This window comes from Novosphingobium sp. TH158 (assembly GCF_002855555.1).
Taxonomy (GTDB): Bacteria; Pseudomonadota; Alphaproteobacteria; order Sphingomonadales; family Sphingomonadaceae; genus Novosphingobium.
On record NZ_PKRT01000001.1, the window covers coordinates 394,398 to 420,522 of the forward strand.

The following is a 26,125-nucleotide window of genomic DNA, read 5'->3' on the forward strand; positions in this document are numbered from 1 at the left end:
CATGCTGCTCGCCATCGATGTCGGTAACACCAATGTTGTCTTTGCGGTGATCGACGGGAGCCGCATCAAGGCGCGCTGGCGCATCGCGACCGATCCGCGCCGGACGGGCGACGAATATGCGGTGTGGCTGATGCAGTTGCTCGATATCCGGGGCATTGCGCGGGACGCGATCGACCAGATCATCGTTTCCACCGTCGTGCCGCGGGCGCTGCACAATATCGAAGTGCTTGCCCGCCACTACTTCAATATCGAGCCGCTGGTCGCCGGGCAGGGAGCGGCCGCCTATGCAATGGACATCGATGTCGACCAGCCCGCTTCATTGGGTGCGGATCGCGCGGTCAATGCCGTTGCTGCCCATGCCAAGCACTCGGGCGACTTGATCGTTGTCGATTTCGGAACGGCAACCACCTTCGACGTGATAGACTTCAACGGTGCCTACAAGGGCGGCATTATCGCGCCGGGCATCAATCTGTCGCTCGATGCCCTGGTGGGCAACACCGCCATGCTGCCACGCATCGCCATCGAGGCACCGAAGTCGGCCAGCGTCATCGGCACCAACACCGAAGACCAGATGCGCATCGGGGTGTTCTGGGGCTATGTCGCGATGATGGAAGGCCTGATTGCCCGGATGCGGGCCGAGATCGGGCGGCCGGCCAAGGTTGTTGCGACCGGCGGTCTTGCAGTCCTGTTCAATGAGCACACCGACATTTTCGATGCCGTCGATCCGGACCTGATGCTCGAAGGGCTCGCCATCCTCGCCGAAAGGGCGAAGGCGGCATCGTGACACCGGGCGACGAACTCCTCTTCTGCGCGCTCGGTGGTTCGGGCGAGATTGGCATGAACGTCAATCTCTATGGCTGCCGCGGCAAATGGCTGATGGTCGATCTGGGTATGACCTTCGGCGCTGCGGAATACCCCGGCACCGAACTGGTGTTCGCCGATCTCGAATTCATCGAGGATCGCCGCGACGACCTGCTTGGGATCGTGCTCACGCACGCCCATGAGGACCATATCGGCGCCGTACCCTATTTCGCCGAGGAACTGGGCGTTCCGCTCTATGCCACGCCGTTCACCGCGCGGCTCGTTCATGCCAAGCTCGAAGAGGCGGGGCTGGTCGGCAAGGTGAAGCTGAAGGTGATCGACCACCTTGATCGCTTCGATCTGGGGCCCTTCGGCATTACCTATGTTCCGCTGGCGCACTCGATTGCAGAGGGCAATGCGCTGCTCATCGACACGCCGCATGGCCGCATTTTCCACACCGGCGACTGGAAGCTGGATGACGAGCCGCTGATCGGTACTCCGACAACGGCCGAGGAACTGACCGCCATCGGCGACGAAGGCGTGCTCGCGCTGGTTTGCGATTCGACCAACGTGTTCAATCCCGAGGGTGCCGGTTCGGAAGGCGAGGTCCGCCGCGGACTCATGGAGGAAGTGGCGCGCCACAAGGGACGCCGGGTGCTGGTAACCACCTTTGCCTCCAACGTGGCGCGGCTGCAGACGCTGGCCGAAGTGGCCACGGCCTGCGGGCGTCGGCTTTGCGTCGCGGGCCGCTCGCTTGACCGGATTATCCAGACCGCACAGGCCAGCGGCTATCTCAAGGACTTGCCGCATATCATCGACCCCCAGTCCGCCATGCGCCTGCCGCGCGGCGAGGTCATGTTTGTCGCCACCGGCGGGCAGGGAGAGCCGCGCGCGGCGCTGGCCCGCATTACCGAAGGCAATCACGACATTGCGCTCGATGCGGGCGATGTCGTGCTGTTCTCCAGCCGCCAGATCCCCGGGAACGAGATTGCGATCGGCCGGATCCAGAACCGGCTGGCGGAAAAGGGCGTGACGATCATCACTGATCGCCAGTCAATGATTCACGTATCGGGCCATCCCGGACGGCCGGACCTGACCGCGCTTTACGGCTGGTTGCGCCCGCAGATCCTGGTGCCTGTGCATGGCGAGGTCCGGCACATGCGAGAGCAGGCGCGGCTTGGGGCTGATTGCGGCATCCCGGCGCAGGTGTTCCAGAAGAACGGCGATCTTGTCCGCCTTGCTCCGGGCAAGCCGGGAAAGTTCGGCGAGGTTCGCGCCGGCAGGCTGGTCCTCGATGGTGATATCATTTCCCCGGCTAACGGACAGGCCATGGTCATGCGCCGACGCCTGGCGCACAACGGGATGCTGGTGGTCGTTGTCGGCCCCGGAAAGCAGGCGCAGGTCGCTGGGATCGGACTGCCGCTGGAAGAGGATTACGAGGCCTTCCGCGAAGAGGCAGAAGAAGACGTCGTTACGGCACTGTCCAGGCTCAAGGGCGCAAACGCGCGTGACAGGGATGCCGTGGTCGAAGCTGCCCGACTCGCGGCCAGGCGTGCTGCCCAGCGCTGGTCGGGCAAGAAACCTCAGGTTCAAGTCATGGTGGTGGACTGATGAAAGTCACTTCGATCCTTGCGATCTATTGCCTGTTCTGGGTGATGAGCGCGTTCATCGTGCTGCCCTTCGGGGTGCGCACGCACGCGGATGAGGGCACCGAGCCAGAGGCCGGGCATGTGCACAGCGCCCCGGTCAATTTCTCGGGCAAGCGCATCGCCAAGCGTGCGACGATCCTGTCGATCGTGCTCTTTGCTCTGTTCTACTTGAACTACACCTATGGCTGGGTCACGACCGATGACCTTGACCTTGTGCAGCGGCTGCGCCCCAACTGATCAGTCGCGCAGGCGCTCGATCGCCTGTGCCAGCGCCACATAAAGCTTGCCCATGTCGGAAGACAGCAGGGTGACGCTGAGCGCGTGACCATCGCGCGTCGAAAGCAGCTGCCGCAGCATGGCTTCGAAATCGTGGATGTAGCGCGAAACGTGCTGCCGGAACTCGTCGTCATTGCGATAGATCTGCGCCACCGAGCGCGCTTCGGACGTATCGAGCAGGCGCACGGCGCGGCGGGTGAATACGCCTCGGTCGCCGCGCAGGTAAGCGGCCCAGGCCGTATCGGTGACGTCGCTCGACATGGCCTTGGCGATGTCGATAGCGTTTGAGTTGAGGCTTTCGGTGAGCAGGGCGACCCGGCGGGAGAAATCGTTGTCCACCTGCTCTTCCGCGCGCTCGCGGGCCTGGGCGACGCGGCGTTCCAGATTGTCCGTCAGCTCGCTGATCCGCGCCAGCTGGTCGCGAAGGCGGCGGGCGGTGACCTGGCTGGCCTCGGCGGCTCGCGCGGTCGCTGCCTCCAGCTCCGCAATGGCTTCCACGGAGCGCTTCTGGAGCACCTCTTCCAGCGTACGGCTGCCTTCGCTGGCGAGGTGCTCGGCCAGCTTCTCGACCGAACGACTGCCGCTTTCTTCCAGCGCAAGCGCCGCATCCCGTGTGGCCTCGGTCAGCTTCGCAAGGGCCGCGCTCATCTCGTCACGGCTGTAATCGGCAATTCGCCGGCTTTCGCCGTCGAGCGCGGCAAGGGCCTCGCGCAGTTCGCCGAGCGCCCCACCGTGCCTGTTTGCTCCGGCTTCAAGTCCGGCCTGCAAGGCACCGATTTCGCCGAGAGACTGGCTGATCGACCCGCGTGTTTCGCTGACCTTGCCGGCGACTTCTTCGGCCCTCGATGCGGCGCGGCCAACGCCTTCTTCCAGGTCGCGGATCCGGCCCTCGATCTCGGCAAGGCGCTCGACCCCGCCGGCAATCGCCTGCGGCAGGTCCTCGCTGCTCTGGCGAGAGCTGGCTTGCAGCAGTTCAAGCAACCGTACGCTGTCGTCGGTCAGCTTGCCGATAGCCCCGTCAATGGCGGATGCACTTTCCTGGCTGTCCGAAAGATGGCCGATCAGCATCTGCACACGGCCGGAAAGGCTGGTTTCGGTTTCGCCCGTTCGGACCGCAAGGGCTTCGATCTGCTCGCCGGCCTCGGCAATGCGGGCCACGATCGATTCGGAAAGGTCGGCCATCTGGCGGCTGCGCGCTTCCTGCGCCTCGAGGCGCTGCGCGATAGCTTCGTCGATTTCGACCAGCTGGCGCCGGATCCGCGTCACCTCTTCTTCCTGGCGCTGGGCTGCTTCGGCGCTGCGCTGTCCGGCCTCTTCTGCGAACAGGCGGTTGCGCTCGGCAATGCGGGCGTCGAAGGTCTCTGCCTCCTGCGCCAGTGCGGCAATCCGCTCACGCGCGGACTGGTTGGCCGTGGCATCAAGCGCATCAAGCCGTTCAAGCGCTTCGCGGACCGATGCCTCAAGCCGCTCGCGCGATGCGGCGAAGGCCTGGATGGCCTGATTTTCGCCATCGCGCATGGACTTGAACAGTGTTGCGCTCTCGTCGCGCAGGGCGCCAATGCGGGCGCGCAGCGAGGCGAGGCTTTCGCTCTCATGCCCGTCGAGGGTTGCACGGATATCCTGCAACTCTTCCATCAGGGCGGCAGAGCGGGTGCGGATCGCAGCGAGGGCGTCCACCTCATGCAGGTCAAGCTTTTCGCTGAATTCGGTGCTGCGGCTTTCGAGGTCGGCGAAGCGGGCTTCCGCTGCTTCCTTGATGCCTTCGATCTGCGTACCGAACTGCGCCAGTGCGCTGTCGATCTTCGTGCGCAGCGTCTCGACATGGCGTTCGCTGGCCTGGCCGAACTCGTTGAGCCGGTTGAACCCGTCAATCATTTCGCCAAGCTGGGTCTGCGCGGTCCTACCGGCGCTGGCGATGTTGTTCGCTGCGTCCTTTGCCGAGCTGGCGATCACCGGCAGCTGGCTGCGAAGACGCTCCATGTTGTCGAGCGCCGTGCTGCTGACAGTGGAAATGGCTTCGATCCGATCACCGTTCCCGGCAATCAGCTTCTCCAGCTTTTCCGCATGCTTCGAGAGCTTCTCGGTCGCGACACGGCCAAGGGAATCGAGATCGCGCGATTGCGAGGAGAGGAACTCGCGCGCCAGGCTAAGCTCGCGATTGACGATGGTCAGGCGCTGCTCGAGCCGGGCCGATTCCTCGGATAGCATCCGCGCCGTATCGCCAAAGCGCATGGCTTCATGGCGGCTGTTGCGCAGGCTGAGGATCCAGGTTGCGACAACCAGCAGGGTGGGGGCCGCCCAGGTGGTTATGAGGCTGACCGCCTGTTGCGGCGTCGTTCCGCCCAGCAGCCATTGGTTCGCCCAGACGAAGAACGCGCTCCACCCGGCTATGGCCGAGAGGGCGAGGGCGGGGACGATCCAGTGACGGCGCGGCGCCTCTGTCTCGGCATAGTCTGCTTCATCGCCCCAGGCGGCTGCGACACTCTCTTCGGTAGCCGTGTCGAGCAGCAGCTCTTCGGTTTCGGTTGCGGGTTCGGCAGCCTGCTCGGCTCCCGCCCCGATGGCGACGATGCGTGATCCCCCGGTCATCCGATCAGGCTACCACGAATTGCGCCTGTGGATAAACCCCGGTTTAACCAAGCGTCGTTACTATGCCTCGCCATGGCTTATGAAGCAGGTGAACTTGATGCCACCCTGGCGGCTGCAGCGGGCGACGATGCCCGGCTGTTTGCCGAACTGAAGGCGGCATTTGCCGATAGCGTTGCCCGCCAGCTTGACCTGATGCGCCGGTCGCGGTGCGACGGCAACTGGCAGGTGGCCTCGCTGCGGCTCAAGGGCGTTGCGGCGAGCTTTCATGCCGCCCCGCTGCTGGACCTCGCCGAAGAGGCACTTGAAGGCGCCCCCGGCGATCCCAGCGTCCTGCGCCGGATCAAGGTTTTTCTCGACGAGTTCACAGCCGCAGCGTGACGGGCTGCCCTTGGCAGGCCATGGCCTAGCGTCTAGTCTCCGCGCCTTCGTGCCAGGAGAATGACGCTGCGGGTTGCCTTGCTCTCGATGATGGAACCGGCGCATGCCGGTCTCGACAGACCTCGCGCATACCTGCGACTGGGCGGAACCACGCTTGCGCGGCACCAGCTCTCGCTTGCCCTGGCTGCGGGATGCGAACGCATTGCCTGTCTCGCGCGGGCGCTCGATCCCGAACTCGTCGAATTGCAGCACGAGGCGGAGCGCGCCGGCGCCCGTTTCCACATGATATCCGGCGGCCGGGCGCTTTCCGGCCTGGTAACGGCAAGCGACGAGGTGCTGGTGCTTGCCGAAGGCGTGGTGCCGTCAAGCGACGACACCCTGAACCTGATTTCGCAGGCACAGACCATCCTTGTCCTGCCCGCCGATACGGCCGTTCCTGCAGGCTTCGAGCGCATCGACATCAACCATGCCGCGGCGGGTGTGATGCTGATTCCGGGGCGCCTTGTCGAACGCCTGAACGACCTCCCTTCCGACGTCGAGCCGGTGTCTGCCCTTCTGCGCATCGCCTTGCAGGCGGGTGTTTCACAACGGCTTGTGCCGCAGGCCGTATCCGCTTCGGGGCGATGGCTGCTTGTCCGTGACGAGGACCAGGCACACGCGGCAGAGGACCACTGGATGGAGCGCCAGACTGCCGGACTGGGCCGCTCGCCCGGGCTTGGGCTGGCTGCATGGATTGCGCGAAGATACGGGCCCGCCTTGCTGCATGCAGGGAGCGGCCCGAGGACGTTGATGTTGTTCGCCATCGCCTTGCTTGCCCTGGCGGGAGGCGCTGCCTGGTTTGACTGGGCGGGGATCGGCCTGCTGCTGTGCGTGCCTGCCTGGATCCTGCACCGGACGGCGGCCATTATCGCGGGTGTGCGCCGCGAAGCCCTTGGCGGTGAGGTGGACTGGCTCAGCCGACCGGGACCGTTTGGCTGGCTGCTCGATGCCGCAATCGTTGCGCTGCTGGTGGTTGCCATGCCCCATTTGCCGGGCGAGCCGCTCTGGCAGCGCGCCTTGATGCCATTGGTCCTGATCGGGTTGCTGCGCCTGCTGGCGCGCGTGATGAAATGGCGGTTCTCGCCATGGCTGGAAGACCGCGCATTGCTGTGCCTTGTCGCGGGCGGTCTAGCATTTTCCACCTATTTGCCGGTGGCGATCGCAATGGTAATCCTCGCGCTTCTGACGGCCGGAATCGGGCTTCCTGACGATTCCGATGGGATAACGCGAGCTTAACCATGCAACGCTATGCCGTTGGACATGACTGAAGTGCTTCATTCGCCGGTTGCGGGCGAACCGATCGAAAACGTGCTGCGCGCGGAACTGGCGCATGGCGATGCCATGATCGGCACGATCATCCCCATCATGCGTCACCTGCTGGCCAGCGATGATCATTCGGTGTTCTCCGAAGAGATCGTCGCGCGCACACGTTCGATGCTGGAAGATGTTGCCCGGCAGCTTCTGATTGCGCGGGGCGAGGCCGGAAATGTCCCGGACCCGCGGGAAATCGGCGCGGAGGATATTGCGGCGCTGGTGCATAGCCTTTGCACCGACCCGCTGCTGCTCGCCCACGTTCATGCACTGGCGCTTGAGTTTCAGCTGTCCGAACGCCTGCATGGCAGGCTGGCGCTCGATCCCGTGCTTTCACCCATGCTGCAGGCGCTGATCGCATCGACCGACGCCCAGATCGCCACTTCGGCGATGAACCTGCTGGCGGCGCAGACGCGATTCGTCCAGTCGCAGCGCCGCATGCAGCTTTCGCTGCTTGAGCTGCCTGCCGATGTCCTCCACGCCGCACTGATCGCCCTGCGCCAGCACTGCGGCCCCTCGGACGAGCCGGCAATGATCGCGGAAAAGAAGTTCTGCGAAACCTATGACGAGGCTCGCACCCGGCTTGGCCTGATGACGCGCCTGATCCTGGGAATGGGCGGCGGGGCGCAGGCTGCCCTCTCGGTGGAACACGCTGGCGTGGCCCTGTTCCTTACTGCGCTCTCGATCGCAGCCGGACAGGATCGTGCGCTGGCGACGCTCGCGACCAATGAAGGACAGGTGGCGCGGCTTGCCCTTGCGCTTTCCGCGTCGGGCATGAAGGCCAGCACTGTCGAGCAGCAGTTCGTAACCCTGCATCCCGACATTTCGCTACCGACCGGTTTCGAGGACCTTGGCCCCGATCGCGCGGCCGCGATCCTCTCGCATGGGGCAGGGTATCCGGCCTGATGAAGGCAAACGGGGCACCTGGAATTGCGCTGGCGCGAACCGATGCGGAAGACCGGCTGGTTTCCGCTGACGAGCCTCTGCGCAGTTTCCAGTTGCGCTGTGGTGGCGAAATTCCGGGGGTTGTCGCGGCTCCTGCCCTGCTGGAGATCGTGCGGAAATCACGGCGCTTCGGCATGAAGCTGTCACGCCCGTTCGCCGCTCAGGACGGGGTTGAGAGCGTAACTGCACTCGCCGAGATCGAACCGGCCGTCGATGGCGGCTGTACCATCCGGCTGCGTCACTGGCAGGCGCGATCCATGCCGGTCGAAGACCAGGCCGAAGTGGGCGAACGCGTGGCCACGATCGATCGCGACATCGCCGAATTCCATGCCCGGCTTGATGCCGACCAGCAAGTGATCACGGCGGAGGCGGGATCTGACGAATTGAAGCCACTGGCCACCGCCATGCTGGCCATGCCCGGCAAGGTCTGGACCGGCTATGTCGAGGCCGAAGGCGCGGTTTCCGGCAAGGTCACGCATTGGCGCCTGTTGAACGGCGTCAGCGTGAAAGTTGCCGGCTCGCCGCGGCCCTGGCGCGTGACCCTGACGCCGCTTGGCGGCACGCCTGACCAGCCCGCGGGATTCGAACTGGCGCTGACGTCGGACATTGCCCCGCCACCGCCGGCACCGCCGCCGCCAGCGGGCTTGCGGAAAGCAGAGGCACGGCTGATCGGGCGCGACGTTGCCCCCGTATTGCGCCAGCCCATTGCCCGGATCATCGCCAATGCCGAGACGATCCGCACGCGCCTGGCCGGGCCACTGGCCGAGGAATATTCCAACTATGCGGCGGACATTGCCGCCGCCGGGCAACACCTGCTTGCCCTGATAGACGACCTGACCGATCTTGAAGTGGTCGAGGCCGACGATTTCTCCACCGCGCCCGACAATGTCGATCTTGCCGACATTGCCCGCCGGGCGGCCGGTATCCTGGGTGTGAGGGCGCGCGAGCAGGGCGTGATCGTCGATGCTCCGCGCGCAGGGGAAACGCTGCCTGCCATTGCGGAGTTTCGCCGCGTCCTGCAGGTCCTGCTTAACCTGCTGGGCAATGCCATCCGTTATTCGCCGCCCAATTCGCAGGTCTGGATCCGGCTGGAACGGATTGGCGATTTCGCGCGGGTGATCGTGGCCGATCAGGGCCCCGGTCTCTCCGCCGATGAACAGGCGCGCGTCTTCGACAAGTTCGAACGGCTGGGGCGCAGCGGTGATGGCGGATCGGGCCTTGGGCTTTACATCTCGCGCAGGCTGGCGCGGGCGATGGGCGGCGATCTGACGGTGGAAAGCGCACCCGGGCAGGGTGCGCGCTTCAACTTGTCGGTTCCGGCTGACCTGAAGGCCGATTCAGGACTTTGAGCCCACGCGGCGACTGATCAGGATGACGGCGGCACCAGCCGCAGCAATCATCAGGCCCTTGGAAACCCACCCGCGATCAGCGAGCATGAAGCTCTCCGGCGGCCACATGATCACGCCTGCGCCCTGCAGGGTGAAGAAGATGCCCAGAACCATGAGCACCGCGCCGACGACGGTAAGTGCAGAGCGCAGCATGAAAATTCTCCCGTGTGTTCCGGGGCCGCTCGGACCCCGAAACACAGGTAACGGGAAAAATCAGCGCTTGTCGATGCTGATGTAGTCGCGCTCTGCCGGGCCGGTGTAGAGCTGGCGCGGGCGACCGATCTTCTGGCCGGGGTCAGAGATCATTTCGTTCCACTGCGCCACCCAGCCCACGGTGCGGGCAAGGGCGAAGAGCACGGTGAACATCGTGGTCGGGAAGCCGATCGCCGAAAGGATGATGCCCGAGTAGAAATCCACGTTCGGGAACAGCTTCTTTTCGATGAAGTAGGGATCGCTGAGCGCGATTTCTTCAAGCCGCAGGGCGGTTTCGAACAGCGGATCGTTGACCTTCAGCGCGTCGAACACTTCGCGCACGGTCTTCTGCATGACGGTCGCGCGCGGGTCGTAGTTCTTGTAGACGCGGTGGCCGAAGCCCATCAGGCGGAACGGATCGTTCTTGTCCTTGGCGCGCTCGATGTAATGCGGGATCTTGTCGGGGGTGCCGATTTCCTTGAGCATGTTGAGCGCGGCTTCGTTCGCGCCACCATGCGCCGGGCCCCACAGGCAGGCGATACCGGCCGCGATGCAGGCAAAGGGGTTCGCACCCGACGAACCGGCCAGGCGCACGGTCGAGGTCGAGGCATTCTGCTCATGGTCGGCATGAAGGATGAAGATGCGGTCCATCGCCTTTTCGACGGCCGGGATCACCTCGTATTCTTCGGCGGGCACGCCGAAGGTCATGCGCAGGAAGTTGCCGGTATAGCTCAGCTTGTTGTCCGGGTAGAGGAACGGCTGGCCGACCGAGTACTTGTAGGCCATGGCCGCGATCGTCGGCATCTTGGCGATCAGGCGGTGGCTGGCGATCTTGCGCTGCACCGGATCGGCGATGTCGGTGCTGTCATGGTAGAACGCCGACAGCGCGCCGACCACGCCGCACATGATGGCCATCGGGTGCGCATCGCGGCGGAAACCGCGATAGAACGTGGAAAGCTGCTCATGCACCATGGTGTGGCGGCTGATGGTGTAGGTGAACTGGTCAAGCTCCTGCCTGCTCGGCAGTTCGCCGTTGAGCAGCAGGTAGCTGACTTCCATGAAGCTGGAGTGTTCGGCCAGCTGGCCGATCGGATAGCCGCGGTGCAGCAGCACGCCTTCTTCGCCATCGATGTAGGTCAGGCCGCTTTCGCACGAAGCGGTGGAAGTGAAGCCCGGGTCATACGTGAACATGCCCGTCTGGCCATAGAGCTTGCGGATGTCGATCACGTCCGGACCGATCGAGCCGCTCAGGACAGGATATTCGTTTTCCTGGCCGCCTGCGTTCAGCTTTGCGTTGCCCACCTTCATGTCTCCTTAAATCAAACCGGTTCGGCCGGACATGCCTGCGCGTCGATCCGCGCAAGGCTTTCCTCCCGTCCCAGAAGTACCAGAACGTCAAAAATTCCCGGGGATGTCGTCTGCCCGGTCAAGGCGGCGCGCAGCGGCTGCGCCAGCTTGCCCAGGCCAAGTCCCCACTCTTCGGCCAGGGCCTTGACCCTTACTTCCAGAGATTCGGTTGTCCAGTCTGCAGCCTCGCGCAGCGCCGAGGCGATCCGCGACAGCAGGGCGCGGGCATCGTCGGTCAGCAGCGCTGCAGCCTTGTCCTCGATCGTCAGCGGTCGCTGGGCGAAGAGGAATGCGGCAGCGCCGGCGAGTTCGTTGAGGTCCTTCGCGCGAACCTTCAGCACCGGCATGGCGCGGGCCAGCAGGTCGAGGTCAACCGCGCCGCTCATCCGCGCGGCGACGAGGCCTGCCAGGCGGGTGTCATCGGCCTCGCGCAGGTAATGACCGTTGAGGTTCATCAGCTTTGCGATGTCGAAGCGCGAAGGGCTCTTGCCGACATGGCCGATATCGAACCATTCGACGGCCTGGTCGCGGCTGATGAACTCGTCATCGCCATGGCCCCAGCCCAGGCGAAGCAGGTAGTTGAACAAGGCCTCGGGCAGCACGCCCATGTCGTCGCGATAGGCGTCCACGCCCAAGGCGCCGTGGCGCTTGGAGAGCTTGGCGCCATCGGACCCGTGGATCAGCGGGACATGGGCATAGACCGGTTCGGGCCAGCCCATGCCGCGGATGATGCACAGCTGGCGGAAAGCATTGTTGAGATGATCGTCACCGCGGATCACGTGGGTAACGCCCATGTCGTGATCGTCGACCACGACGGCGAGCATATAGGTCGGCGTGCCGTCGGAGCGCAGGATCACGAAGTCGTCGATCTCTGCATTGGCGACGGTAACGGTGCCCTGAACCTTGTCCTCGATCACCGTCTCGCCTTCGCGAGGTGCCTTGATGCGCACGACATAGGGCACATCGACCGGCCACGAAGCGGGATCGGCATCGCGCCATTCGCTTTCGATGCCGAAGGGGCGGCGTTCTGCTTGCGCCTTCTCGCGGCGCGCTGCCAGTTCTTCTGCCGTCAGGTAGCAGCGATAGGCATGGCCGGCCTCAAGCAGTTGGGCGGCTACTTCGGCATGGCGGTCAGACCGGGCGAACTGGAACACCGGTTCCTCATCGCCAAGCAGGTCGAGCCAGCCCAGGCCATCGAAGATCGCCTCGATTGCCGGCTCGGTGGAACGGGCGCGGTCGGTGTCCTCAATTCGGACAAGGTATTTGCCGCCGTGATGGCGCGCAAACAGCCAGTTGAACAGTGCAGTGCGGGCACCGCCAATATGCAGGTAACCCGTTGGCGACGGAGCAAAACGGGTGACGACACCGCGACCGCCGGTCGCTTCTTCGCCCTTGCCGCTCGCGCTTGCCATTACCATCGCCTTCCTGTCCAATGCGTTCCATGATGCAGCCTGCCGACAACCCGGCAATCGCAGACGATTCGCCGCCCTCGGTTAGGGCGCGCCGCGCTGCACTGCAACATTTCCTTTGGCGCGTTGCACAGCGCTTGTCCAGCGGACTTGCAGGCTGTGAAAGGTTTCTTGCCGGGGCCGGTTTCGAGCGTGCGCCCTGGCTTGCGGTTGCCTTCGCTGCCGGGATCGGCGTCTGGTTCATTCTGGCCAACCGCTGGCAATGGCTTGCGCTGATGGCAGCACTGGTAGCGCTTGCCGTCTCGGCACTTTCCGCAATGCGCGAGGATGGCCGCTATCCCTACCTCCGGCAGGCCATAGCTTCGCTGGCGCTGGTGGCCGCAGCGGGCTGCGGATTGGTCTGGGCGAAGTCCTCGCTGGTCGGGATGAAGGCCTTGCCGGAACCCTTCGTTGGCCAGATATCAGCCACTGTTGTCGGCCGAGAGGAACAGCCGGCGGAAGGCAGGGTCCGGCTTGTTCTGGCGATGAGAGAGGAGGCAACGGGTCGGCCTGTCAGGGTGCGGGTCAACGTGGCACTCGACAAGGATGCGCCGGGGGCGGTCGAGGGCGCGCAGGTGCGGCTGAAGGCGCGACTGGTTCCGCCTGCCGCGCCCATGCTTCCCGGAAGCTACGATTTTGCGCGGACGGCGTGGTTCGAGGGCCTGGCGGCGACCGGATCGGCGTTGAGCCGCGTTGAAGTCGTGAAGTCCGATGGAGCCGGGGATTCCGCCATTCGCCGTTTGCAGCGGGCGATCTCCTCGCACGTCAGGGAGGCGGTGCCCGGATCGGCCGGCGGCATCGCTGCGGCCTTCGCCAGCGGCGACCGCGGAGGAATCGCCAAGGCGGACGAGGACGCGATGCGCGATTCGGGCCTCACGCACTTGCTGTCGATCAGCGGGCTGCACGTCAGCGCGGTGATCGCCGCGACCTGGTTCCTCGCCATGCGGCTGTTCGGATTGTGGCCCTGGCTGGTGCTGCGTTTTCGGTTACCGCTGCTGGCCGCCGCCAGCGCCGCGCTGGTCGGCATTGGCTATACCCTGCTGACGGGCGCGGAGGTGCCCACCATCCGGTCCTGCCTGGGCGCGCTGCTGGTTCTCGCGGCCCTGGCCATCGGGCGCGAGCCTTTGAGCTTGCGAATGGTTGCCGTGGCAGCGTTCATCGTCATGCTGTTCTGGCCGGAAGCGGTGGTCGGGCCCAGCTTCCAGATGAGTTTTGCCGCGGTGATCGCTATCGTTGCTTTGCATGGCGCGGCACCGGTCCATGCCTTTCTTGCACCGCGTGAGGAGCCGTGGTGGCAGCACGGCATGCGGCGATTGGCCATGTTGCTGCTGACGGGCGTGGTCATCGAATTCGCCCTGATGCCGATCGGGCTTTTTCATTTTCACCGCGCCGGGGTTTACGGCGCGGCTGCCAACGTGATCGCCATTCCCTTGACGACCTTCGTTTCGATGCCGCTGATCGCGCTGGCACTGCTTTTCGATGCGGTGGGAGCGGGCGGGCCGTTCTGGTGGCTGGCGGGCAAGTCGCTCGAACTGATGCTGGCGCTTGCGCACTGGGTTGCGGCCCGGCCGGGCGCGGTCACGCACCTTCCTGCGATGGGCGCGGGTGGTTTTGCGCTATTTGTCGCCGGAGGATTGTGGCTGGCCCTGTGGCGAGGACGGGTGCGCTTTGCCGGACTGCTGCCCATCGCGTTCGGGGTGGGGGCTCTTGCCATGCTTTCCCCGCCCGACCTGCTCGTTTCCGGCGACGGTCGCCATGTTGGCATTACCCGCCTGGCAGGTGACGAACTGGTCGTGCTGCGCGACGCGAGAAGTGACTACGCCCGCGACAACCTGACCGAACTGGCCGGCATGAATGGCCGGGTGCGACGGATCGACGAGGTGCCGCAGGCACGCTGCAGCTCGGAATTCTGTGCACTTGAACTGGAACGGGGTGGCCGGACCTGGCACCTGCTTATGGCTCGGGGAACGGAGTGGGTGTCCATGCGCGATCTGCTGGCTGCCTGCGAACTGAGCGATATCGTCATTGCCGACCGGTGGCTGCCCCGGGCATGCAAGCCCCGCGTGCTCAAGGCCGACCGGTCGCTTCTCGACCAGACCGGGGGGCTAACGATAGACCTTGGCTCTGGCCGCGTCCGCAGCGTGGCCGAGGGGCAGGGGGAACATGGCTGGTGGGCGCCCGCCGTCCGTCCGCCGCGTTCGCCGGACACGGAAAAAGGGGCCGGCAAAGCGCCAGCCCCAAATCCATCTGCAACCGCTTCGAAAGCTCAGTGATAGCGCCGCAAAAGGCCGGCCAGCTTACCCTGAACCTCTACCTCGCCGGGGCCGTAGTGCTGCGGATCGTAGGCCGCATTTGCCGGATCGAGCCGGACACCGCCCTGTTCGCGGTGGAGGTACTTGAGCGTAGCCTCCTCGCCCCGAACGAGCGCAACGACGATTTCGCCGTCGCGCGCGGTGTTGGTCTTGCGGATCAGCGCGAAATCGCCATCGAGGATGCCGGCTTCGACCATCGAATCACCGGATACTTCGAGGGCAAAGTGTTCACCTGGCCCGAGCAAGGCGGCAGGAACCGGCAAGCTTGACTGGCCTTCCAATGCTTCGATCGGCACGCCGGCAGCGATCCGGCCGTGCAGCGGAATTTCGATCACGTCGTTCGCCGGTTCCGGACGCGCGGCAGGCGCGCGCAGGGGCGGGGTGACCGTGTTGGTGTTCGCCGGTGCGGGCTTGGTTGCCCGCGGCGAGGCATCTTCAGGTTGCCGTAGCACTTCCAGTGCGCGGGCCCGGTTGGGCAGGCGGCGGATGAACCCGCGTTCCTCAAGTGCGGAAATCAGGCGATGGACGCCGGACTTCGACTTGAGATCAAGCGCTTCCTTCATTTCCTCAAACGAGGGGGAAATTCCCGTTTCCTCCAGCTTGGCCTGGATGAAGCGGATCAATTCGTGCTGCTTGCGCGTCAGCATCGGCCGTCACTCCTCAACCCGAACGGCAAATGTTCTTGCGCCGTTCAGTGAACGAATGAGGAACAATTAAGCAACGATTCGGGACAAGTCAAGCGCGGCTCAAGCAATGCCCCCGTTTCCGAGGAAATGGACGTCGACCTTCTCGCCCGCATGGCGCGCGGGCGATCCCGCCGGCCGGTCGATGAGCACCTGCGCCGCCGCCATCGCTGCAAGGGCGCCGCTGTCCTGCTGGGTCAGAACCTCTACGCCTCCGTCCGAGAGCCTGCCCCGCAGGAACTCTCGCCGGTCGCCGCCTGGCTGCATTGCCGAGGCCAGCGGCAGCGGGATGGGGCACGGCAGGGGCTGGCCTGCCCCCAGGCTGGCGCGCAACAGTGGAAGCAGGAACAGGAATGCCGTGACGTGGCTCGATACCGGGTTGCCGGGAAGGCCCAGGATCACCTGCGCTCCTCGCGTTGCGACCAGAAGCGGCTTGCCGGGCTTGATCGCCACCTTCCAGAAGTCGAGGGTTCCGCCGGCCTGTTCGATTGCCGGGCGGATCAGGTCGTGATCGCCCACCGAGGCTCCGCCCGTGGTCACGACCACGTCGGCATCGCGTGCATCGTGGAAAGCCCTGGCGAGGGCTTCAAGGTCGTCGCGAACGGGTCCGATGCGGCTGACGGTGCAGGGGTTCGCCGCGAGCAGCGCGGCAATCATGGCGCCATTGCTGGCGGGTACCTGGTGTGCGGGACAGAGTTCGGGATCCTCGGCCAGTTCATCGCCGCTGTCGATGATGACAACATGAGGAACCCGGCGGACCGGCAAGTGCTTGTGCCCCGCAGCGATGGCCAGCGCGAGCTGGGCAGGGCCGATACGGGCGCCGGCCGGCAGAAGCTCGTGATCCAGTGCGAAGTCCGATCCGCAACGGCGGATATGCTTGCCCGGCGGAGACGGCGGGGTTCCTGTCAGTTCAATCCGCTCGCCGGCACGGACGATGTCTTCCTGCAGGATCACCGCATCGGCCCCGGCCGGCATGAGCGCGCCAGTTGATATCCGTACGGCCTGTCCCGGTTCGATGCTGCCGGCAAAGGGATGTCCGGCGGCACTTTCTCCGATCACGGTCCAGGGGCCGGCAAGATCCGGTCCGGTCACGGCATAGCCGTCCATCGCCGAAACATGGGCAGCGGGCTGGGTGCGGCGCGCCTTCAAAGGTTCAAGCAGATAACGCCCCAGAGCAGAGGCGACATCGACGTTCTCGGTCCTCAGCCTTGGTGCCAGTGCCAGCAGGCGTGACTGTGCCTCTTCCAGGGGCAGCATGGCGCTCACTCCGGAGCCTTCCAGTCGCCGGACTTGCCGCCGGACTTGGACAGCAACCGGACTTCTTCGACGACCATCGCCTTGTCGATGGCCTTGGCCATGTCGTAAATCGTCAGCAGGGCGATCGAGCAGGCGGTCATTGCCTCCATCTCGACCCCGGTGCGACCGCTGAGCGATGCGCTGGCCGTTGCACGCAGGGCATTGTCTTCGAACGTGAAGTCCACCGTAACGGAATCGAGCGCGAGCGGATGGCACAGCGGGATAAGCTCCGCCGTCTTCTTGGCCGCCATGATCCCCGCAATCCGGGCCGTGGCAATGACATCGCCCTTGGGAACTTCGCCATCACGGATGGCCGCCAGAGCCGATCGGGACATGCGGATGCGCCCCGTGGCGACCGCCACGCGCCGGGTTTCCGCCTTGCCGCCGATGTCCACCATGCGGGCGCGGCCTTGTTCGTCGAGATGGGTCAGTTCCGTCATGCCCCGCCTCTTGCCAGAAGCGGGGCAGGCTGGACAAGCTTTCAGGCAGGCAGGTCTGCGGTAGACCGGATGAACGGCATCGCCGCGCGGAACTGGGCGTGCTTGGCCTCGCCCTTGTCGAGCAGTTCGACGGCGTTAACCACATGGGCAAAGGCCAGCAGCAGGTTCATGAGATTGGTCTGCTTCGCATCGAGCTCGCCGAGCGGGGTTTGGTCAAGATATTCCAGCGCGCGGGGAACGTGGTCCTTGGCGATCTGGTAGAAGGCCTTGCGCTGGGCGTCGGTGCTTTCAGTGCGCCGGGCATCGCGGTTGGCAGTGCCGTGAACGGCCCAGAAATCGACAAAGGGTTCGAGAACCTCGAAGCCATCGGGAAGTTGCTGGTTGCTCATGCCGGTTCTCCCTTGGCGGCCTGTTCTGCCTGCCACGCCTCGATTTCCTTTGCCACGCACTGGTAGAGGTGGCGGCAGAGGCCCTCCATCGTCATGAAATGGATGTTCTTGATGGCGCCGGAAAGCAGGCCTTTCTGTGCGCGGCGGATGATGTTGACGTCCTCGATATGGATGTCGTGGATCGATGCCAGCGAATATTCGCGGGCATAGCGCTTGCTCGCGCTGTCATCCGCACCGACCCAATAGACGCGGAACACGCCCCGGCTTTTGGTTGCAGAGATCGGATAGACCTTGTGGCTGAAGTGCTGGATGGGCGTGCCGATGATGAAGAAGCTGGGGAAGATGGCGAAGTAGGTGCGATCGTGCGGTCCGCCGATGACGCCTTCCTCCATCCCGAACTTCGCCGCGAGGCCGAAGTTGTAACCCTGCATCGGAGTGATCTTCGGCGTCGGGTTGCTCCAGATTTCCTGAGTGCGGTTGTTGCCGTCGAAGGTGTAGTCGGTGGGATAGCCATAGAGGTTGTCCGGGTGGACCGTGGCAATGCCGGTCAGCCCGTGGACATGGCGCAGGTGATAGTTTTCCTGGAAGTTGTCGTAGGTGATCTTCCAGTTTGCATCGATCTCGTAGCTGTACTCGGCAAAATGCGTCGCGCGAGCGACCGGCAGCTTTTCCATGCCCTCTGCGTAGGCACCCAGATGCTCAAGCAGGGTCTGGCGCGGATTGGGATCGAGATTGATGAAGATCAGGCCGGCGTGTGTATCGACCGAAACCTTCGGAATCTTGCAGTCCTTCTTTTCAAGCGCGAAGCGTTCGAAATCCGGGGCCGCGATCAGGCGGCCGTCATCGCCGAAGTTCCAGAAGTGATAGGGGCACAGGAAGTTCGCGCCCTTGCCGCTTTCCTCCTCGACGAGCTGGGTGCCGCGATGCGTGCAGGCGTTGTAGAAGGCGCGGATCTGGCCATCCTTGCCCCGCACGATGAGGATCGAGGCGTTGGCGAATTCGAGTTCGCGACGGATCCACGTCCCCGGTTCGGGCAGTTCGCAGACATGGCCGACCTCGATCCAGGTCCGCATGAATATCGCCTGGCGTTCCAGTTCGAACCACTCGGGATCGTAATAGGCCTTCGCCGGGATGGGATCGGTGCCAAGCCAGGCAACCTTTTCCTCGGGACTGGTATAGACCTTGGTCTGTTCGTTCATTGCGCTCTCCCGCAAGTCCGGCGCGAATCAGCGCAGGCTGCAGGAGACAAGTTGCCACAGTGTTGTTGTAATTATTTGACCGGGGTCAAATTCAGCCGTTGAGCAGGCAGCGGGTCGCCGCTTCGACATCGGCCTGCCGCATCAGGCTTTCGCCGACGAGGAAGGTGCGTACGCCCGCGCGGGCAAGGCGCTCGATATCCGCATGGCTGTTGATGCCGCTTTCGCCCACCAGCAGCGAGCCTTCCGGTGCCAGCGGGGCAAGCCGCTCGGTGGTGCCAAGGTCGGTGACGAAGCGCTTCAGGTCGCGGTTGTTGACGCCGATAAGGCGCGACTTGAGCCGCGCGGCGCGCTCCATCTCCGCCTCGTTGTGCACTTCTACCAGCACGTCCATGCCGCGTTCCACCGCGGCGGATTCAATTTCCGCCATCTGGGCATCGGACAGGGCGGCAACGATGATGAGGATGGCATCGGCGCCAATGGCCCGTGCTTCGGCACACTGCCAGGGATCGACCATGAAGTCCTTGCGGATAACCGGCAGGTCGCAGGCTGCGCGCGCTGCAACCAGGTAATCTTCGTGGCCCTGGAAATAGGGGGCATCGGTCAGCACCGAAAGGCAGGCTGCGCCACCAGCCTGATAGGCGCGGGCGTGGGCAGGGGGATCGAAATCCGCCCGGATCAGGCCTTTTGACGGGCTGGCCTTCTTGATCTCTGCGATCAGGGCAAAGTGGCTGGCGGCCGCCTTGCGCAGGGCTGATTCAAAACCGCGCGGAGCGGTCTGCCCGCCCGCCATGGCATCAAGATCGGCCACCGTGCGGACCGCCTTGCGGCGGGCAACTTCGGCACGCGTGGTGTCGCAGATTTCGGTGAGCTTGTCGGTCATTTCGTTGCGTCGATCCAGCAGTCGAGCAGGCCCTTGGCCAGCCCCTTGTCGATGGCTTCAGCGGCTTCCTGTGCGCCTTCGCGCCAGTCCGAGACTTCGCCGGCCACCAGCAGCGCAGCGGCAGAATTGAACAGCACGGCATCGCGGTATGGGCCAGTCTCGCCCAACAGCAGCCCGTTGAGCGCGGCTGCGTTGAAGGCAGGGTCTCCGCCACGGATGGCTTCGATCGGTGCCTCGCCAAGACCGGCATCACCGGGCGAGACGCGGCGCATCGAGAGGTTTTCGCCCGTAACGATGGCCAGTTCGTTGCCGCCGGCAAGGCTCAGCTCGTCAAGTCCTTCATCGCCGCAGACGACAAAGGTCTGGTCGGTTCCCAGCCGGGCAATCGCCTCGGCATAGATCGGGACATAGGCTGGCCGGGCAATGCCGACGAGCTGGCGTTTGACCCGTGCCGGGTTGGCCAGGGGGCCGAGCAGATTGAAGATTGTCCGACGGCCGATGGCGCGGCGGATGGGCATGATCCGGCCCATGGCAGGGTGGTGGGCCCCGGCGAACAGGAAGCAGATGCCGATCTCGCCCAGCGTTGCCTCTGCCGTCTCTGCGGCGCGGGCAAGGTTGAGGCCCAGTGCCTCAAGCGTATCTGCGGCGCCGGCCTTGCTGGAGGCGGCGCGGTTGCCATGCTTGGCCACCGGCACCCCGCAGGCTGCGATCACGATGGCAACGGCTGTGGAGACGTTGAGCGTGTGCTGACCGTCGCCGCCGGTGCCGCAGACATCGATGGCATTGTCCGGTGCGGCGACCGGGATCATCCGCGCGCGCATGGCGCTGGCGGCACCGGCGATTTCCTCTGCCGTTTCGCCGCGCTCGGTCATATCGATGAGGATGCGGGCGATCTCTTCATCGGGGATTTCGCCGTCGAGCATCTGCCCGAACAGCGTCTCCGCTTCGCTGAAGGCCAGACTCACGCCGGCACCTTGGCGTCGATGCCGCAGATCTTCAGGAAGTTTGCCAGCATGGCGTGTCCATGTTCAGTGGCGATGGATTCGGGATGGAACTGAACGCCATGGATCGGCAGTTCGCGATGGCGAAAGCCCATCACGTGGCCATCGTCGCTGCGGGCGTTGACCACCAGGCACTCCGGGATGTCGGTCACGATCAGCGAATGATACCGGGTGGCGGTGAACGGCGAGGGGAGGCCTGCGAACAGGCCGGTGCCATCGTGCGTGACGGGCGAGGTCTTGCCGTGCATCAGCCCGCCGCGCACCACCTTGCCGCCAAAGAACTGGCCGATGGACTGGTGGCCGAGGCACACGCCCAGCAAGGGCAATTTCGCTTCCGCCGCCGCGCCTACCAGTTCCAGGCTGATGCCAGCCTCGTTCGGGGTGCAGGGCCCGGGCGAGATCAGGAAACCCTGCGCGCCAGAGCTGATCGCCTGGCCTGCCGAGATCGCATCATTGCGCACGACCTCAACCTCTGCGCCCATCTCCATCAGGTAATGGACAAGGTTCCAGGTGAAGCTGTCATAATTGTCGATAACGAGGATCATGATGGCCGCCTTTCGTCGCATTTGCCCGCGCGATCAAGCGCGGACTGTCGCCGCCCTCAGGAACTGTCCAGCATCCGGGCCGATTGCGCGCTTTGGCAGGATGATCGGGGGAAGGCTGGCTGAAGTGATGGCAAAGTGATCGGTGCCTTCGATGCAGCGACGAACAGCACTCCACGCAAGAGCGCTGGATCCATCGCCGAAAGCCAAGCCCTCGTCGTCGATCCGCCCGCTCACCGCGCGCTCGCACCAGCCGCCAGCCTCGATCGAACGGCGAGTCGTCTGCACGGCGATCCGCAACAGCATCAGGTACTGCACGCCAAGGAAGAGGGCGCACAGGGCAGAACCAAGCCCGAATGCGCGGCGCACGTCAGCTTGATGCCCCAGCCGGGCTGTCGCAATGGCGACAAGCGCGCCGACGGCAAGCGAGATGGCGACGATGACCAGCGGGCCGATCCGGCGCAGCGGGTGCCGCCCGGCAAGCAAAGCTGCGCCCTCCGCGCAGTCCTGCGGGGTCAGTTGCAGGGTGAACTCGTGCCGTTCCACCCGGGCGTCACTGGCCGAAGCCGGGCTCCGATGCCACGCGTACCGCCTCGCGGGCGGCGGCGAACAGGGCCCCGGCCTTGGCCTCGCATTCGCGCTGTTCGTAGGCCGGGTCGCTATCCGCAACGATCCCCGCGCCGGCCTGTACGTGCAGGGTTCCGTCCTTGACGATGCCGGTGCGCAGCACGATGCAGCTGTCCACGGATCCGTCGGGTGCGAAATAGCCGACGCCGCCGGCATAGGCCCCGCGCGTCTCAGGCTCCAGTTCGGCGATGATCTCGCAGGCCCGCACCTTGGGCGCGCCTGAGACCGTGCCCGCAGGGAAGCCCGCGAAGAGCGCATCGACCGCATCGTGGTTTGCCGTATCGAGACGTCCGACGACATTGCTGACAATGTGCATGACGTGGCTGTAGCGTTCGATGGTGTAGCTTTCGGTGACCCGGACCGTGCCTGCCTCGGCCACACGACCCACGTCATTGCGGCCAAGGTCGAGCAGCATCAGGTGCTCGGCGCGTTCCTTGGGATCGGCCAGCAGGCTTTCCTCGTTGGCGCGGTCTTCGTCCGGTGTCGCACCGCGCGGACGGGTGCCGGCGATCGGGCGGATGGTTACGTCGCCATCGCGGACGCGGACGAGGATTTCCGGGCTGGAGCCGACCGCGGCAAATCCGGGCAGGTCGAGAAAATAGAGGAACGGCGATGGGTTCACCCGCCGCAGCGCGCGGTAAAGCGCGATCGGCGGCAGGCTGAACGGCGTGGTGAAACGCTGGGCCAGCACGACCTGGAAGATGTCTCCCGCCGTGATGTAGTCCTTCGCCTTCAGCACCATGTCGCGATAGCGGCCTTCGGGCAGTACCGGCGTCAGCTGTGGTTCCGGGAGCGCAGGGAAGGGCATTGGCGGACCGCCGGGCTCGGCAAGGCGGCGAAGCGCCTCGTCAATCCGCGTGGCGGCATCTTCAAGCTGGCGGGCGGGGGAGGCACCTTCGCTCCACACCGGCGCGATGCACCACAGGTCATCGGTCAGCCGGTCGAATACCAGCACGATGGTGGGGCGCACGAACAGCATGTCCGGTAGCTGGAGGCCGGACTGCGGCGCGCGGGGCAGGGTTTCGACCAGCCCGATGGTTTCATAGCCGAAATAGCCGACCAGTACGGCCAGCGCCTTGGGCAGTTCATCGGGAACGTCGATCCGGCAAGCGTTGACCAGCGCGCGAAGCTCGCCAAGGGCATCGCCGGGGAGCGGGCTGAATGCGCCGCGATCCGTCCGCCAGCTGCGGTTGATTTCAGCCTGGTGGCCCGTGGCCCGGAACACCATGTCGGGGTCGATGCCGAGCAGGCTGTAGCGACCGCGAACTTCGCCGCCCTGGACCGATTCCAGCAGGTAATCGCCGCGTTCAGCCTCGAACAGCTTGAGCGCCGCGCCCACCGGTGTCTCGGTGTCGGCAACCAGCTTGCGCCAGATCAGCGCCGGCCTGCCCGCTTCGAGCTGGGCAAGCGCCCGGTCCCAGTTTTCCGGTTTTCCCGTCATTGCCGGCTGATGCTTCAGTTGCCGCCGAGAAGCTGGCGCTTCACTGCTTCGATCACCGACGGCACCTTCTTCACGCCCACGTCCTTGCGGATCGCAGTGCGCATCTGCTCGGCATATTCACGACCGGCAAGGCCGCCGAAATCCTGGCGTGCACGCGCCAGTTCCGGATCCCGCGGGTCAATGGTGCCCGGCGTGATCGCCTTCACCGAGACGACATAGAAGCCGCGGTTCTTCGGTGCCGGCAGGATCTTCACCGACCCGCGCGCCATGGCGAACATCAGGGCCACGGGCGGCGGCAGCTGGCGGCCCATGGCCTGCAACTGCATCCGGCCCATCGAGACCTGGTCAACCGGCGGCAGGGCCTTGCCCAGAGCGGCCACGGCGGCCTGCATCTCGCTGCCCTTGCGGACGGAGTTGAGCACCTGTTCGGCGGCAGCCTTGGCTCCCTGCGAACCCTTATGCAGCATAAGGTCTGCCACAACCTGTGCGCGGACATCGGCAATCGGAGCAGGGGCGGCAGGCTGGATGCCGGACACGTCGAACACGATGAACGACTTGCCGGGCTCGATCTCTGCCAGCTGGGGCTGGTTTTCGCCCTCCATGAAGAAGGCGGCCTGCAGGATGCGGGTCGTCTCCGGCGGGGCCTTCTGGCCTTCGGTGCCATAGATGCTGCCATCGGCGAGGACCGGGGGCGTCTGCTTGAGCGTCAGGCCAAGGTCCTTGGCAATATCGGCAAGCGAACCGCCGTTGTCGAAGCCGTCTTCGATCTTGGCCGAAAACTCGGCAAGTGCGTGGCGCTTGTTCTCTGCCGCAAGGGCGGCGACGATTTCGGGGCGCGCCTGGTCAAGCGTTTTGCCCGCGTTGCCGCTGGTCCCTTCGACCCGGACGATGAACCAGCCGAGATTGCCCTTGAGCGGGCCGACAATTGCACCGGGCTTTGCAGCGAATACCGCGTCGGCCACGGCAGCGGAGCTCTGCAGGCGGTAGGCACCCTTTTCCACCGAAGCGATGGCGGCGGCGGAGAGGCCCTTGCTGCGCGCGGCTGCATCGAGCGTGCCACCCTTGGCCAGCTCGCCCATGATCACCTTGGCCGCAGCCTCGGTCGGGACGATCACCTGAGTCAGCTTGCGCGCGTCGGTTGCCTTGTACTTCTCGGCCTCCGCATTGTAGCGCTCGGCAATCTGGGCCTCGGTGGGCGCAGGGACATTGGTGATGACCGTATCGTCATAGGTCGCATAGCGGATCACGCGGCGTTCGGGCCGCATGTAGGCGTTGCGGTTGGCCTGGTAATAGTTCGCCAGCTCCTGCGCCGAAGGCTCGCCCTGCGGGGCGAATGCGGCAGACGGGATCAGGGCGATCGCACCTTCGCGCTTCTCGGTGAGCAACTGGGCATAGCGCAGGGCAAGGTCGGACGGAACGCGTGCGCCGAAGGCGGCGGGAACCTGAACCTGCCGGGCCACCAGATCGTCGGCGACCTGTTCGCGGAACTGCTTTTCGGTCATGCCGGCCTGCGCCAGCATGGCCGTGAAGTTGGCGTCGCTGAAATTGCCGTCGGTGCCCCGGAACCCGGGGATCTTGAGCAATTCGCTGTCGACCAGGCGCTTGCCGGCAACCAGGCCATGGTCATCGCCCCAGACGGTGATCGCCGCTGCATCGAGCATCTGCTCGACCATCTGGTTCAGGCCGTCGGCCGCGATGAATTCCTTCATGTTGGCACCGGGGTTCTGACGCCGGGCGCGGTCGACCGCCGAAATCGCATTGGCATAAAGCGTGCGGCTGTCGATCTTGCGGCTTCCGGCAGTGGCCACCTTGTCGCCGCCTCCGCCGCCGGAAATGTTCGTCGCCTGGTCGGCCAGCACGAAGGCCAGGGCGAGCAGTCCGACAAAACCCAGCGTTACCGCGAGGCCAAGCTTGGACTTCATGAACTTGCGAAAGAACTCGAGCATTGCCGGCAGCTTCACCCTGATGGAAAGGACAGAAACGGGGCTTTAGGGCGCTTGGGCGGGAACGGCAATGCCCATGGTACTGGCTGCCGCAATCGGAAGATCGCCCACTCGATTCGTCGCAGTGGCTTTTGACATCTGCGCGACCCTTGCCTAGCTGGCCCGCAATTGCGCCGGCACCCGCGGGATAGGGATTCGCCGGAATTTCGAAAGATCAAGGAGTTATCGGTAAGCCATGTCGTCTGCCCCCTATATTGTCGGCAACTGGAAGATGAACGGCACCCGCGCCCTGCTGGCAGAGGCACGTGCCATCAACCGCGCTGCAGCCCGCTATCCCGGGGTGCAGGTTGCACTCGCGCCGCCTTTCACCTTGGTGCAGTCGCTGGCTGACGAGGCGCAGGCAATCGGCGTTGGCGGGCAGGACTGCCACGTCCAGCCGAAGGGCGCGCATACGGGCGACATTTCGGCCCCGATGCTTGCCGATTGCGGCGCCAGCTTCGTCATTGTCGGTCACTCCGAACGCCGCAAGGATCACGGCGAGGACGACGCGCTGGTCAAGGCCAAGGCGGAAGCCGCGATCGAAGCCGGTCTGGGTGTGATCGTCTGCGTTGGCGAGACGCTGGAAGAGCGCGATGCCGGCCAGGCCGAAGCGGTTGTCTCGCAGCAGGTGGACAATTCGCTGCCCGCGCTCGAAGCTATTGCCGATCTGCCCGCCGGCAAGGTTTCGGTAGCCTACGAGCCGGTCTGGGCCATCGGTACCGGACGCGTGGCCGAAGTGGCTGACGTCGTGGCCATGCACAAGGCAATCCGCACCCGCATCGAAGCCGCCTATGGCGAGAAGGCAGCGGGCGTCCGCATCCTTTACGGCGGCTCGGTCAATGCTGAAAACGCCGCTGCCCTGCTCGCCGCAGAAGGCGTGGGCGGTGCGCTCGTCGGCGGCGCCAGCCTCGCGGCGGAAAGCTTCGCGGCGATCATCGCTGCCGCCGGAACCGAACCGGTCGATTGAGCG

24 protein-coding genes are annotated in these 26,125 nt (G+C 64.9%); 9 read left to right on the forward strand and 15 right to left on the reverse strand.

Features of this window, described 5'->3' with window-relative positions; translation table 11 throughout:
* The first annotated feature begins 1 nt into the window (after nt 1).
* Genes C0V78_RS02060 through C0V78_RS02070 form a run of 3 tightly spaced genes read left to right on the forward strand, consistent with a single transcriptional unit; the run spans nt 2 to nt 2,687 of the window.
* The gene (locus tag C0V78_RS02060; protein WP_101796212.1) at nt 2-784 is read left to right on the forward strand and encodes a type III pantothenate kinase; all 783 of its coding nucleotides are present in this window, start codon (nt 2-4) and stop codon (nt 782-784) included.
* Nucleotides 781-2,412, forward strand: a complete 1,632-nt coding sequence (locus C0V78_RS02065) for a ribonuclease J (RefSeq protein WP_101796213.1) — start codon at nt 781-783, stop codon at nt 2,410-2,412. The genes C0V78_RS02060 and C0V78_RS02065 overlap by 4 nt, the downstream gene beginning before the upstream one ends.
* On the forward strand, nt 2,412-2,687 hold the full coding sequence (locus tag C0V78_RS02070; protein WP_101796214.1) for a DUF1467 family protein: 276 nt from the start codon (nt 2,412-2,414) through the stop codon (nt 2,685-2,687). The genes C0V78_RS02065 and C0V78_RS02070 overlap by 1 nt, the downstream gene beginning before the upstream one ends.
* On the opposite strand, the gene C0V78_RS02075 is transcribed toward C0V78_RS02070, so the two are convergent.
* Complete coding sequence (locus C0V78_RS02075; RefSeq protein WP_101796215.1) at nt 2,688-5,315, reverse strand: ATPase; 2,628 nt, start codon at nt 5,313-5,315, stop codon at nt 2,688-2,690.
* Between the two features lie 72 nt (nt 5,316-5,387).
* On the opposite strand from C0V78_RS02075, the gene C0V78_RS02080 reads away from it, so the two are divergent.
* From C0V78_RS02080 to C0V78_RS02095, 4 genes are read left to right on the forward strand one after another with little or no spacing between them, the layout of a single operon-like run.
* On the forward strand, nt 5,388-5,693 hold the full coding sequence (locus C0V78_RS02080; protein ID WP_101796216.1) for an Hpt domain-containing protein: 306 nt from the start codon (nt 5,388-5,390) through the stop codon (nt 5,691-5,693).
* Nucleotides 5,694-5,753: 60 nt separating this feature from the next.
* Nucleotides 5,754-6,968 carry a hypothetical protein gene (locus C0V78_RS02085; protein WP_101796217.1) on the forward strand — a complete coding sequence of 405 codons (1,215 nt, stop codon included), beginning with the start codon at nt 5,754-5,756 and terminating at the stop codon, nt 6,966-6,968.
* A gap of 24 nt (nt 6,969-6,992) precedes the next feature.
* The gene (locus C0V78_RS02090; protein WP_101798141.1) at nt 6,993-7,949 is read left to right on the forward strand and encodes a hypothetical protein; all 957 of its coding nucleotides are present in this window, start codon (nt 6,993-6,995) and stop codon (nt 7,947-7,949) included.
* On the forward strand, nt 7,949-9,337 hold the full coding sequence (locus tag C0V78_RS02095) for a sensor histidine kinase KdpD (RefSeq protein ID WP_101796218.1): 1,389 nt from the start codon (nt 7,949-7,951) through the stop codon (nt 9,335-9,337). Before C0V78_RS02090 ends, C0V78_RS02095 begins: the two co-directional genes overlap by 1 nt.
* Here the strand turns inward: C0V78_RS02095 and C0V78_RS02100 are convergent.
* Genes C0V78_RS02100 through gltX form a run of 3 tightly spaced genes read right to left on the reverse strand, consistent with a single transcriptional unit; the run spans nt 9,326 to nt 12,327 of the window.
* Nucleotides 9,326-9,529 carry a hypothetical protein gene (locus C0V78_RS02100; RefSeq protein ID WP_101796219.1) on the reverse strand — a complete coding sequence of 68 codons (204 nt, stop codon included), beginning with the start codon at nt 9,527-9,529 and terminating at the stop codon, nt 9,326-9,328. The genes C0V78_RS02095 and C0V78_RS02100 overlap by 12 nt on opposite strands.
* Before the next feature lie 60 nt (nt 9,530-9,589).
* Nucleotides 9,590-10,876: a citrate synthase gene (locus C0V78_RS02105; RefSeq protein ID WP_173843318.1), complete on the reverse strand. Its 1,287-nt coding sequence runs from the start codon at nt 10,874-10,876 to the stop codon at nt 9,590-9,592.
* 11 nt (nt 10,877-10,887) lie between these two features.
* Nucleotides 10,888-12,327: a glutamate--tRNA ligase gene (gene gltX, locus C0V78_RS02110; protein WP_101798143.1), complete on the reverse strand. Its 1,440-nt coding sequence runs from the start codon at nt 12,325-12,327 to the stop codon at nt 10,888-10,890.
* A gap of 29 nt (nt 12,328-12,356) precedes the next feature.
* Between gltX and C0V78_RS02115 the strand changes: the two genes are divergently transcribed.
* Nucleotides 12,357-14,636 carry a ComEC/Rec2 family competence protein gene (locus tag C0V78_RS02115; RefSeq protein WP_254049784.1) on the forward strand — a complete coding sequence of 760 codons (2,280 nt, stop codon included), beginning with the start codon at nt 12,357-12,359 and terminating at the stop codon, nt 14,634-14,636.
* Here C0V78_RS02115 and lexA read toward each other — a convergent pair.
* The 11 genes from lexA to C0V78_RS02170 all read right to left on the reverse strand — a co-directional run bounded on the left by lexA (nt 14,630) and on the right by C0V78_RS02170 (nt 25,119).
* A complete protein-coding gene (gene lexA, locus C0V78_RS02120; protein ID WP_101796220.1) occupies nt 14,630-15,322 on the reverse strand; it encodes a transcriptional repressor LexA in 693 nt (230 codons plus the stop codon). The genes C0V78_RS02115 and lexA overlap by 7 nt on opposite strands.
* A gap of 99 nt (nt 15,323-15,421) precedes the next feature.
* Nucleotides 15,422-16,615, reverse strand: a complete 1,194-nt coding sequence (locus C0V78_RS02125; protein ID WP_101796221.1) for a molybdopterin molybdotransferase MoeA — start codon at nt 16,613-16,615, stop codon at nt 15,422-15,424.
* A gap of 5 nt (nt 16,616-16,620) precedes the next feature.
* Nucleotides 16,621-17,094, reverse strand: a complete 474-nt coding sequence (moaC, locus tag C0V78_RS02130; RefSeq protein ID WP_101796222.1) for a cyclic pyranopterin monophosphate synthase MoaC — start codon at nt 17,092-17,094, stop codon at nt 16,621-16,623.
* Nucleotides 17,095-17,135: 41 nt separating this feature from the next.
* Nucleotides 17,136-17,483: a hypothetical protein gene (locus tag C0V78_RS02135; RefSeq protein WP_101796223.1), complete on the reverse strand. Its 348-nt coding sequence runs from the start codon at nt 17,481-17,483 to the stop codon at nt 17,136-17,138.
* The gene (locus C0V78_RS02140) at nt 17,480-18,682 is read right to left on the reverse strand and encodes an aromatic ring-hydroxylating dioxygenase subunit alpha (protein WP_101796224.1); all 1,203 of its coding nucleotides are present in this window, start codon (nt 18,680-18,682) and stop codon (nt 17,480-17,482) included. The genes C0V78_RS02135 and C0V78_RS02140 overlap by 4 nt, the downstream gene beginning before the upstream one ends.
* Before the next feature lie 91 nt (nt 18,683-18,773).
* Nucleotides 18,774-19,562, reverse strand: coding sequence for an indole-3-glycerol phosphate synthase TrpC (gene trpC, locus C0V78_RS02145; protein WP_101796225.1), 789 nt, complete (start codon nt 19,560-19,562; stop codon nt 18,774-18,776).
* Entirely contained in the window at nt 19,559-20,527 is a 969-nt protein-coding gene (gene trpD, locus C0V78_RS02150; protein WP_256385661.1) for an anthranilate phosphoribosyltransferase, read from the reverse strand. The genes trpC and trpD overlap by 4 nt, the downstream gene beginning before the upstream one ends.
* Nucleotides 20,524-21,108 carry an aminodeoxychorismate/anthranilate synthase component II gene (locus C0V78_RS02155; RefSeq protein WP_101796227.1) on the reverse strand — a complete coding sequence of 195 codons (585 nt, stop codon included), beginning with the start codon at nt 21,106-21,108 and terminating at the stop codon, nt 20,524-20,526. The genes trpD and C0V78_RS02155 overlap by 4 nt, the downstream gene beginning before the upstream one ends.
* Before the next feature lie 33 nt (nt 21,109-21,141).
* Entirely contained in the window at nt 21,142-21,651 is a 510-nt protein-coding gene (locus C0V78_RS02160; protein WP_101796228.1) for a YcxB family protein, read from the reverse strand.
* 7 nt (nt 21,652-21,658) lie between these two features.
* Complete coding sequence (trpE, locus tag C0V78_RS02165) at nt 21,659-23,173, reverse strand: anthranilate synthase component I (RefSeq protein ID WP_101796229.1); 1,515 nt, start codon at nt 23,171-23,173, stop codon at nt 21,659-21,661.
* A 14-nt stretch (nt 23,174-23,187) separates the two neighbouring features.
* Nucleotides 23,188-25,119: a peptidyl-prolyl cis-trans isomerase gene (locus tag C0V78_RS02170; protein WP_144039818.1), complete on the reverse strand. Its 1,932-nt coding sequence runs from the start codon at nt 25,117-25,119 to the stop codon at nt 23,188-23,190.
* 232 nt (nt 25,120-25,351) lie between these two features.
* Here C0V78_RS02170 and tpiA point away from each other — a divergent pair, with 232 nt between their 5' ends.
* Nucleotides 25,352-26,122, forward strand: coding sequence for a triose-phosphate isomerase (gene tpiA, locus C0V78_RS02175; protein ID WP_101796231.1), 771 nt, complete (start codon nt 25,352-25,354; stop codon nt 26,120-26,122).
* The last annotated feature ends 3 nt before the right edge of the window (nt 26,123-26,125 follow it).